The organism is Terriglobus roseus DSM 18391 (genome assembly GCF_000265425.1).
GTDB lineage: Bacteria > Acidobacteriota > Terriglobia > Terriglobales > Acidobacteriaceae > Terriglobus > Terriglobus roseus.
On sequence record NC_018014.1, the window covers coordinates 5,218,218 to 5,227,858 of the forward strand.

8 protein-coding genes are annotated in these 9,641 nt (G+C 60.7%); 2 read left to right on the top strand and 6 right to left on the bottom strand.

Annotated features, from left to right (window positions below; genetic code table 11):
- Positions 1-84: 84 nt before the first annotated feature.
- Positions 85-1,866: a M20/M25/M40 family metallo-hydrolase gene (locus tag TERRO_RS21620; RefSeq protein ID WP_014787851.1), complete on the top strand. Its 1,782-nt coding sequence runs from the start codon at positions 85-87 to the stop codon at positions 1,864-1,866.
- 89 nt (positions 1,867-1,955) lie between these two features.
- Here the strand turns inward: TERRO_RS21620 and TERRO_RS21625 are convergent, their stop codons facing one another.
- From TERRO_RS21625 to rpmH, 5 genes are all read right to left on the bottom strand, one after another.
- Complete coding sequence (locus tag TERRO_RS21625) at positions 1,956-3,005, bottom strand: thioesterase domain-containing protein (protein ID WP_041592774.1); 1,050 nt, start codon at positions 3,003-3,005, stop codon at positions 1,956-1,958.
- A 27-nt stretch (positions 3,006-3,032) separates the two neighbouring features.
- Complete coding sequence (locus TERRO_RS23365) at positions 3,033-3,182, bottom strand: hypothetical protein (RefSeq protein ID WP_014787852.1); 150 nt, start codon at positions 3,180-3,182, stop codon at positions 3,033-3,035.
- A gap of 164 nt (positions 3,183-3,346) precedes the next feature.
- Entirely contained in the window at positions 3,347-3,616 is a 270-nt protein-coding gene (gene yidD, locus TERRO_RS21630) for a membrane protein insertion efficiency factor YidD (protein ID WP_014787853.1), read from the bottom strand.
- A 5-nt stretch (positions 3,617-3,621) separates the two neighbouring features.
- Positions 3,622-4,095 (bottom strand): ribonuclease P protein component, encoded by a 474-nt coding sequence (rnpA, locus tag TERRO_RS22525; RefSeq protein WP_014787854.1) that lies wholly within the window; start codon positions 4,093-4,095, stop codon positions 3,622-3,624.
- 122 nt (positions 4,096-4,217) lie between these two features.
- On the bottom strand, positions 4,218-4,373 hold the full coding sequence (gene rpmH, locus TERRO_RS21640) for a 50S ribosomal protein L34 (RefSeq protein ID WP_014787855.1): 156 nt from the start codon (positions 4,371-4,373) through the stop codon (positions 4,218-4,220).
- A 360-nt stretch (positions 4,374-4,733) separates the two neighbouring features.
- On the opposite strand from rpmH, the gene TERRO_RS21645 reads away from it, so the two are divergent.
- The gene (locus tag TERRO_RS21645; RefSeq protein WP_014787856.1) at positions 4,734-6,617 is read left to right on the top strand and encodes an alpha-L-arabinofuranosidase C-terminal domain-containing protein; all 1,884 of its coding nucleotides are present in this window, start codon (positions 4,734-4,736) and stop codon (positions 6,615-6,617) included.
- A 104-nt stretch (positions 6,618-6,721) separates the two neighbouring features.
- Here the strand turns inward: TERRO_RS21645 and TERRO_RS21650 are convergent, their stop codons facing one another.
- Entirely contained in the window at positions 6,722-9,235 is a 2,514-nt protein-coding gene (locus TERRO_RS21650) for an Ig-like domain repeat protein (protein WP_014787857.1), read from the bottom strand.
- Positions 9,236-9,641: the final 406 nt, after the last annotated feature.

The window sequence follows — 9,641 nt, forward strand, 5'->3', positions numbered from 1 at the left end:
AGGTATCGACGGTCATTGAGTAATCTGGAACCGTCCCCGATATCACCAGTCAATTCATCACCACCTTTTTGGAGGCTTTACCCGATGCATCTCATGGGAGCACTTCGCCGCGGCGTCTGCGCGGTCACTCTGTTGTCCACGATCGCTGTCACTGCCATCCCGGTTGCGATGGCGCAGGCCGCAAAGAAAGCGCCAAGCTACTACGGTCCGCAGCCCGCCACCGAAGACATCGACCTTGGCATCTACGCACAGATCCGTACCGAGGGGCTGTCGCACTCGCACGTCATGGAGTACATGAGCGGCCTCAGCGACGGCATCGGCCCGCGCCTGACCGGCTCGCCCAATATGAAGAAGGCGAACGAGTGGACACGTGACCGGCTGACGGACGCAGGTCTGGTAAACGCTCATCTTGAAGACTGGGGCGAGTTCGGCATGGGCTGGAGCCAGGTCAATAGCTGGGCCCGCATGATCACGCCGGACACTGAGCCTATCTGGATCCAGGCAGCACCGTGGTCGCCCGCTACCAAGGGTGCCGTGACCGCCGATGCTGTCGTCCTGGAACTGACGAACGAAGCGGACCTTGCAAAGTACAAGGGCAAGCTCGCCGGTAAGATCGTCCTGCTCGGCGCGCCGCACGCCATCGTCGACCTGACCGATCCGCTCTTCCATCGCTACACCGAAGAAGAGTTGAAGGAGATGGAAGGCCCGGAGACTCCGCGTGCCGGCGGTGTGAACATCGCCGCGCTGCTCGCAGAGCGCAACCGTGCCACAGCACTGCGCACCGCAGCCCTGAAGATGATGACGGACGAGGGCGTCGCCGCCATCCTGACACCCAGCCGCGATGGCGGCAAGGGCGGCGGTACCGGCATCATCTTTGACGACAATGGCGCGAACCTCATCCGTGGCGCGCAGACCCGCGCAAACGCTGTAAACGTGCCCAACGCCGTCACCACCGTCGAGATGTATGGCCGCATCTATCGCCTGCTGAAGGCGCGCGTACCCGTCAAGATGGAGGTCAACATTGAAGTAGCCTTCACCGGCGATCACGAACACGGCTTCAACACCATTGCTGAAATCCCCGGCACGGACCCGAAGCTGAAGGACCAGGTTGTGATGGTCGGCGGCCACCTGGATAGCTGGATCAGCGGTACCGGTGCTACCGACAACGGCGCAGGCTCGGTCGTAGCCATGGAGGCAGTCCGCATCCTCAAGGCGATCGGTCTCAAGCCAAAGCGGACCATCCGCATTGCGCTGTGGAGTGGTGAAGAGCAGGGCCTGTACGGCAGTCGCGGCTACGTGAAGCAGCACTTCGGCGAGGTGACCATCCTGCCCGGCGCTCCCATGGGACCAACCGGCCAGCCCGTCGCCAACGGCCCGCTGAAGACCACCAAGGAGTGGGAGACGCTGGACGCCTACTACAACCTCGACAACGGCACCGGCCGCGTCCGCGGTGTGTACACGCAGGGCAACTACGCCATCGGTCCCATCTTCGCGCAGTGGATCGCACCGCTGCGTGACCTGGGCGTCACCACCATCACCAATCGAAACACCGGCGGCACCGATCACCTGTCGTACGACGCCCTCGGCCTGCCCGGCTTCCAGTACATCCAGGACCCAATGGATTACGAGACGCGCACCCACCACAGCAACATGGACACGGTCGAGCGCATCCACGCGGCTGACCTGCAGCAGGCCGCCGTCGTCGAGGCGATCTTCCTCTACAACACGAGCGAGCGTGAAGCGATGATGCCCCGCAAGCCCTACCCGCACCCGGAAATGAACAAGGAGCACGACGAGCCGTTGAAGAACCTGTTCCCAACGGCGGTCCCCGCACCCGACGCAGGCAAGCCGGGCACACCGCAGTAGTAACGAAAAGGTCGCCACGAAGAAGGGGTGAGGGCGCTAAGCCCTCACCCCCTTTTCGTGGGCTGAAGCAAAAGATCAGCCGCCTGAATTCAAAGCCCGGAAACCCATGAGCGAATTCCGTCCGCGATCTTTGGAATATTGGGCCGGAAGAATACTTCGCCATGCCCGCCGGCAAGGCCGACCTTGGTAAAGCTGGCTCTATGGAAGTGTCCCCAGGCCATCCGCGACATGCGCAGGTTAAAGTCTTTCTCCGCATCTGCCAGAAAGTGCAGAGTCGGCAGTTCCATCGGCTTGATGCGGAAGAAGTGAGGCACTTCAAAACATTTTGCCTGGGAGGCGACACGCTTCAGCAAGTGGGTTCGCCAGAACGGACGCAGGAGTGATCGCGACCTGCTGAGCACGTGCCAGGCAAGCTTGCGAGCTACCACTCGCTTCATCGTGTCTTGACACTCCGGAGCCCCTGCCGCCCGCGATCTTGCCCGCAGATACTGGAAGACGCTGCGTGGATAGGAAAGGCCTGGGTAGGGATACGGATGGCCGGGCATCGGTGTATCCAGCAGAACAAGGCCGGCGCAACCGTCTGGACGCAAAGCGGGCGCTGCGAGATAAGCGATGAGCCCGCCGAGACAGGACCCAACAAGGATGAACGTACACCCCGTCGTGCGTGCCGATCGTATCTGCTCCACGATGCGGTTCGCAGTCGCATCCAGGTTGTAAGGATTCGCGGGAGTAAGCAGCGAAGAGTCCGGGCGGACCATGGACACCGTCCACTCCGGCCCAAGAGCGTTCGCGATTCGCCGAAAACTGCCACCTTCATCCCATGCGGGAGGAATACAAAAGATCTCGGGAAGCGAGAGGTCGGAACCCTGTTGGAGAAGCAACAGATGCGGTGCTTCGCCCTCAAGATCGCTGCGATCGATCATGGAGACAAGGCGGTCCACGGTGGGACTTCGCAGAAAGTATTCGCGAGTGAGCGAAGGAGTGCCAAATCGGCACGTCGCCTCCTCGAGCATGCGGTCCGCACTTTCATACGTGCCGCCCGCTGTGAGGAAGCTTCGCGTGTCACCCAGATCGGTCTTGCCAAGGATCTCGCACCACAGGCGCAGAACCTTCGCCTCAGTTGTATCTTCCGGTGGCATACCTGGGGTTCCGTGGTCGTGGAATGCCTAGCTCTGCAGGGGATTCTGCTGCGTATCGGGACTGAGATATGTGCCGTCGAATGCACCGGCTACAAACTGCGCGGCCGCATCTGCGGCCGACGCAACCTGCATGGTGGGTTTGCTCCACTGCTTCAAGGGGGAGTTGGACTGCTTCATAAAAGGGAGTCTCCTGTGCTGTCTGGGGGTGCTGACAGGTGCGACTCACCTGCAACTCCTGACCTTACCCGGCTTCTGGGAGTAAACCTGATACCACTGCACGTAAGAGTGCGAAGTGATATCAAAACAAGCATCTTTCTTTGGTTGCTCGTCAACCCAGCGCTTCAACGTTCCGGAACGTTGTCCAGACCGCCCTTGCTGAAGGGATGGCAGCGCGCGATCCGCCTGACGGCAAGCCACGAGCCGCGGACCACGCCAAAGCGGGCGATCGCTACTTCGGCATACTCCGAGCAGGTCGGCGTGTAACGGCAGTTGGTGAAGCCCATGCTGTGCAGCATGGGAGAGAGCACCCGGCGATAGACCAGCAGGGCAGCGCGGGCAGCCGCCGACGGCATCGACAGAGAATCTTCGTTGCCGGATGAGCCGTTTGCCATCGCTTTTAGATCTCCGCAGGAGTGGTAGGTGCAGGCGCGACGGCCGGCTTCGGCGTGCCGCACTGCTTCCGAACCGCACGGAAGACATTTGCAACCTCCCGCTGCAGCTTCTCCCAGTCCAGCAGAAGAACGCTGCGGCGCGGGTGCAGGATCACGTCGATCTCCAGGCCTGCAATCAGGCCGGCGTGCAGGGCAACCGCCGCACGCATGCGGCGCTTGATGCGGTTGCGGTCGTGCGCTTTACCCATCACCTTGCCAACGGTCAGCCCAATCCGCGGACCGGAATAGGGCGCTCCGTGCAGCAGTTCCGCCGGATGCAGCGTACGCGTCGGCATCGCATCACGACGCGCGCAGAACCAGGTCAGTTCCTTCGCGTGCTGCTTGCGAGAGGCGTTGTACGCACGCTGATAGTCCGCATGCTTGCGCAAACGCAGGTCGGCAAAGGCGGTCTTGCTGGCCGGATTGGAAGGAGTAAGCATCGGTGGCTCTAGTGACGGCGGGAATTCACATCTTGCGAAGACGGGATACCCGGAGTGTCAGCAGCAAAAGAGAAAGGGCGCGCTTGTGGCGCGCCCTTTCGGATGTCTGGGTGAGGCGCGAACTAGTCGCGGAAGCCGGCGGAGACGGCAATCTTATGACGGCCCTTGGCGCGACGACGGTTCAGCACGTTCTGGCCTGCCTTGGTCTTCATGCGGGTCAGAAAGCCATGCGTCTTGGCGCGGCGGCGGCGGTTCGGCTGGAAAGTGCGCTTCGGCATCGTAAATCTCCTGCGCTCGCCTGCAAGGCCCTCATGTCAGGTGAGAGTGACAGCAGCGCTGAGCTGTAAAGTGGATGTCCCGTCCGGCGGGCGTTACAGCACCCTGCCAGGCCACGCGCATCGCAGAAGCGGCGCATCGCGGACAACTCAACTATCGTACCCGATTTTTCACAGATCTCCAAGTCTGGAGTCAGGCAAGAAAGCGGGTGTCCACCTCTCGACTCTAAGACGTCGGCCAGATCGTGGCTTAGATACCGCCCCACAAGTCCTTTAGGAACATGTAGGAGCGTGCCCGAATTCGTTTGTTGCGCGAAAAATATCCCCTCGCGCGATAGCATGTTGCCCTTGAGGAAACCTGCCATGCGCCCGTTCGTTCGCCTTGCCATGCTCTCTGCCTTCACCTGTGCGCTGTCCCTGCCGGCGCAGCAATCCGCGGTTCTGACAGTGCAGGCAGACAAGCCGCTGCACGCCGTCAGCCCCATGCTCTACGGCCTGATGACAGAAGAGATTAACTACTCCTACGACGGCGGCCTGTACGCCGAGATGGTGCGTAACCGCACCTTTGAAAAGAACTGGATGGGCATTCAGTACTGGATGCTGGACAACGCCGGCGACTCCCACGCTTCGCTGAAGTGGGACGATTCAACCGGACCCAGCGAAGCGGTCGGCAGCAGCGTCGCCGTTACGGTCGATGCGGCGGACGCCGCGCATCCCGCTGGCCTGCGCAACGACGGCTGGTGGGGCATGGCCCTGCAGCCCAACACGACCTACACCGGCTCGTTCTACGCAAAGGGCGACAGCCTGGACACGGTCGGCGTCTCGCTGGTTCACAACGGCAGCGGCAAGACGGTTGCCAGCACCACCGTCAGCGCGATCAACGGCGACTGGAAGCAGTACACCTTCACGCTGAAGACCGGTGACGTGAAGGCATCCAAGGACAACCACCTGCTCCTCACATTCCCAAAAGCGGGCAAGGTAAGCCTCTCACTCGTCTCGCTCTTTCCACCCACCTACAAGGGTCGCGCCAACGGCAACCGTACCGACCTGATGGAGATGATGGCCGGCCTGCACCCGAAGTTTCTGCGCATGCCCGGCGGCAACTACCTTGAAGGCGACCAGATCGATCAGCGTTTCGACTGGAAGACGACCATCGGCCCCATCGCGGATCGCCCGACGCATCGCGGACCCTGGAGCTACCAGTCCAGCGACGGCCTGGGTCTGCTCGAGTTTCTGGAATGGACCGAAGATCTGAAGATTGAGCCGGTGCTCGCCGTCTATGCGGGCTACTCACTCAAGGGCGACTTCGTGCATGCCGGCCCCGCCATGCAGCCCTTCGTCGACGATGCGCTGGATGAGATCGAGTTCGTCATCGGAGACACCTCCACCAAGTGGGGCGCCGTGCGCGCAAAGCTGGGCCATCCCGCGCCCTTCCCGCTCCACTATGTCGAGGTTGGAAACGAGGATGACCTGGATCACAGCGGCAGCTATGAGACGCGATTCCCGCAGTTCAACACCGCCATCAAAAAGAAGTATCCGCAACTGCAGGTGATCGCAACCGCCCACGTAAAGCGCGGCCAGCCAGACGTAATCGACGACCACTACTACAAGCGCGCGGAAGACTTCTACGCGATGGTCGATCGGTACGACAACATGCCGCGCACGGGCGCAAAGATCTTCGTGGGTGAGTGGGCAACACGCGAAGGCTTCCCCACCACGGACATGGGCGCTGCACTGGGCGATGCCGCCTGGATGACCGGCATGGAGCGCAATAGCGACCTGATCGTCATGTCGGCGTACGCACCGATGCTGGTGAACGTAAACCCGGGTGGCATGCAGTGGGAGAGCAACCTGATCGGCTACGACGCCGCGACCAGCTACGGCTCGCCCAGCTACTACGCGCAGAGCATCTTCGCAGAGTTTCTCGGCACGGACGTTCCAACCTCCGCCATCACCGGCGCCAACAAGCGCTTCTTCTACAGCGTGACGCGCGATGCGTCGAAGCTGTATCTGAAGGTCGTGAACGCATCGACCGAGCCGCAGGCGTTGGATGTGAAGATCGACGGCGCAACCATTGCGGGAGAGGCGACGCTGACAACACTGCACGCCAACAACCGCGCCGACACCAACACGCTGACCGATCCGAAGCACATCGTGCCGGTGACATCAAAGCTGCGCGCAGCCGCAGCAACCCACCGCACCGTACCGCCGCTGACCATCGAGGTCATCACACTGCCGCTAAAGTAAGTCCATTAGAGAGGGCGGTACAAGCAAAGGGGCACAGCATAAGCCGTGCCCCTTTGCTTTGTGACTGACTCAGCTACCTGGTTAGCCCGCCAAGAGCACTCACCCTACTGCACGTTGATGGTGTAGGCGGTTGTCGTTTGTGCCGCGCCGGAGGTAGCTGTGACGTTGAAGGTATAGCTCTTCGCTGTGCTGGTCGACGTCCCGCTACCACTGCCTGTGCCAGTGCTACCACCACCGTCACTGCCACTGCACCCCGCTGCACCGATCACCGCGACCGACACCGCAAGCGCAAGCAACGTGTTGCTGATGACACGACGGCGGCGCGATGCACCCGCGACACAGACCAGGCAGACACCAGCCAGCATCAGGCCGCCGCCACTGCCTCGCAGATCATTCAGCAAGCTCACCGTAGTGGCGACTGAAACGGTCATCGTCGTGTTGCCCGGTGCGGTGCCGGTGACTGTAACGGTAGCCGGCGCAAAAGCACACGTGACACCGGTCGGCAAGCTGCCGCACGCGAAGGCCACCGTACCGTTAAAACCGTTCTGCGAAGCGACGACAATAGCCGAGGTCGTCGAACCCCCGCGAGTCGCACTCAGCGTCGTGCTGCCGCTGGAGGTGCTCACGGCAAACGGGTTGAGCGTCGTCGCAGTGATGGTCACGGAACCGGCTGCGGTATTCGCGTCACCCGCATAGCTGGCCGTAACAGTCTGTGTTCCCACAGTCGTGAACGTGTACGAAATGGACGCATTCCCGCTCGCATCCAGCGTCCCAGTGCCGAGCGTCGTCGTGCCAGCGGTGAAGGTCACAGCGCCGGTTGGCACAATCGTAGGCGTAGTCACCTTCACACTCAACGTAATCGGTTGCGTCACCGGTGCCGACGTGGGCGAGGCACTTCCCGTGATGGTAGGCGTCTGCTGGCCGATGGTCACAACCACCGCTGGCGAGGTGCTGGCGGCGAAGGGTGCTACGCCTGCGTAAGCCGCTGTGATGCTGTGCGTGCCTGCTGCAGGCTTGGAAGAGGACACCGCGATGGAGCCGTTCGATCCAAACAAGAACAGCGGCTTACCGTCGAGCGGCGCGGTCTGGAAGCAAAAGTCGGCCAGACCGTCTGCGTTAAAGTCTGCCGTTAGCAGTTGGCCGACGATTCCGCCATTCCAATTGGTCACGCCGTAGACAAACCCAAGCAGATTGCGCGCGGTTGCAAAGCTTTGACTTGTGAAGTTGAAGTTTCCGTTTCCCAGATAAACGTAACCTTGCGAATCCAACAGGTCCAGCTTTCCATCGAAATCGAAATCCGTCGCAACGAGCGAAGGGTACGCCCCGGTGAGCCTGGGATTGCCTGCGTTGGATACGGCTAGAACCGACGCAAATACATGCGGGGAACCAAAGGTTCCATCACCGTTCCCTGGATAAACAGACACGTTTCCATTCGGTGTTGGCGGCTGGCCGGAGATCGCCAAATCAGTCTTACCACGGCCCGCGAAGTCCCCCGTCACAATGGAAGGTCCGCAGATTGTGCTGCTGTTCGGACCACCAACGGTGGTGCTGCTGGCGACGTCGCAGGGCGTGCAGCCGACTCCTAAGCCAGAACAAGTCGCATCAAGCCTTGAGGCGACACTCAGTAAGCCGGTCCCGTCATTCACCAGGACGCCGATATGTGCGGCAGGCTGAATGTTCTGGCTTGCCGGCGTGTTCGTCACATAGCCATACGCTGCTATCACGTCGAGCTTTTGATCTCCCGTCACATCCGCTAGGGCAAACGAACGAACGGTTCCCGTCAATTGGGTGATGCCGGAAGAGGTTGTGCTGTCCTCGAGTGCGGCGCTACCCAGATACGTAAAATTTCCGCTGCCCTGGTTCCTGTAAACAGAGACAACCTCCGAAAGAACCCCCTGCGCCGAGTTATCCGATAACTCTCCGATGATGACATCCTTCAAACCATCGCCATCCAGATCTGCGTATCCAAGCGCTGAAAGTGCATTGCTGTAGAGTGTGCCGTTGTTATCAATCTGATACGAACCGATCGACTGTGCAGCGATCCCCGGAAAGCTAACCGGCGCCGCAAAAGTGCCGGAGCCATTCCCATACAGAACCGTCAGGGTCGTCCCGCCTGGTAGAGCGATGTCGACGTTGCCGTCTCCATTGACGTCGAGTAGTGCCGGTTCATAAAACGCCGTCGAAGCCGTGTACGTCTGTGCGGGCAGTGAGCCGTAATGTCCCGCGCCATCTCCGAGGAAAACCTGAAACGCCCCTCCGCAGTATGAGAGGAGGTCCATCTTCCCGTCAGCATTCAGATCAGCGGTAACCAGCAGGCACGCCGCGCGGCTGTCCACACTGCCCATCATCAGCGCGCCTGGTGCAAGTGTGGGCGCAACCCAATTCGCTGACGAAAGAGTCGCGGTGCTGATGGCTTGTTGTCCGTCTAGAAAGGTGACTGTCCCTTGCGGTTTCATCGCCGAAGAGGCCGCGCCTCGAACCGTTGCCGTCATCGAGACCGAAGTCCCGGCTGTACCGGATGCCGGTGTGGCAGTCAGTGCTGTTGTAGTGCCTTGCGCACTCGCTGAAACAGCCGACGCAGCGAGCAGGCAAAGAGAGAACAGCCGATTCGTTACCATGGAATGACTCCGGGACCAAAGGTTGTTAGGACCAGAGAAGTATCCCGTCCCACTACCGGGGGCACAAGTGAAAACGACCTGCTGCAGTCCCAAAGTGGCACTCCAAATACACTTCGAAGTCGTCGCTGGCAAGCGAAATCACACGAAGGTGGAATAGCGTATTCCTCGTTGTCCAAGCAGTGCACCACGTCTCGTGCAAGTGATTTTCTTGCAAAAATATTTGCGTTATGGCCCTTCCAGACGGCCCTCACCATCGTGCTACCATCAGGTTCGTTCTACCAAGTTCGTCGCCAACGGCGCTTCGTTTCCGACCACTGTTCCACATCCCGATCGGTCCTGTTACGGCATCGCCGACGGTCATCAAACGACTCCGAAGAACTCCCTGTCCGGTCCTGCTGTCTGGAAC

What these genes read in the sequence shown, in the direction of transcription:
- yidD (WP_014787853.1), bottom strand. Translation starts at nt 3,616, where the DNA reads ATGGCAAACGGCTCATCCGGCAACGAAGATTCTCTGTCGATGCCGTCG.
- TERRO_RS23365 (WP_014787852.1), bottom strand. Translation starts at nt 3,182, where the DNA reads ATGAAGCAGTCCAACTCCCCCTTGAAGCAGTGGAGCAAACCCACCATG.
- TERRO_RS21645 (WP_014787856.1), top strand. Translation starts at nt 4,734, where the DNA reads ATGCGCCCGTTCGTTCGCCTTGCCATGCTCTCTGCCTTCACCTGTGCG.
- rpmH (WP_014787855.1), bottom strand. Translation starts at nt 4,373, where the DNA reads ATGCCGAAGCGCACTTTCCAGCCGAACCGCCGCCGCCGCGCCAAGACG.
- TERRO_RS21620 (WP_014787851.1), top strand. Translation starts at nt 85, where the DNA reads ATGCATCTCATGGGAGCACTTCGCCGCGGCGTCTGCGCGGTCACTCTG.
- TERRO_RS21650 (WP_014787857.1), bottom strand. Translation starts at nt 9,235, where the DNA reads ATGGTAACGAATCGGCTGTTCTCTCTTTGCCTGCTCGCTGCGTCGGCT.
- TERRO_RS21625 (WP_041592774.1), bottom strand. Translation starts at nt 3,005, where the DNA reads ATGCCACCGGAAGATACAACTGAGGCGAAGGTTCTGCGCCTGTGGTGC.
- rnpA (WP_014787854.1), bottom strand. Translation starts at nt 4,095, where the DNA reads ATGCTTACTCCTTCCAATCCGGCCAGCAAGACCGCCTTTGCCGACCTG.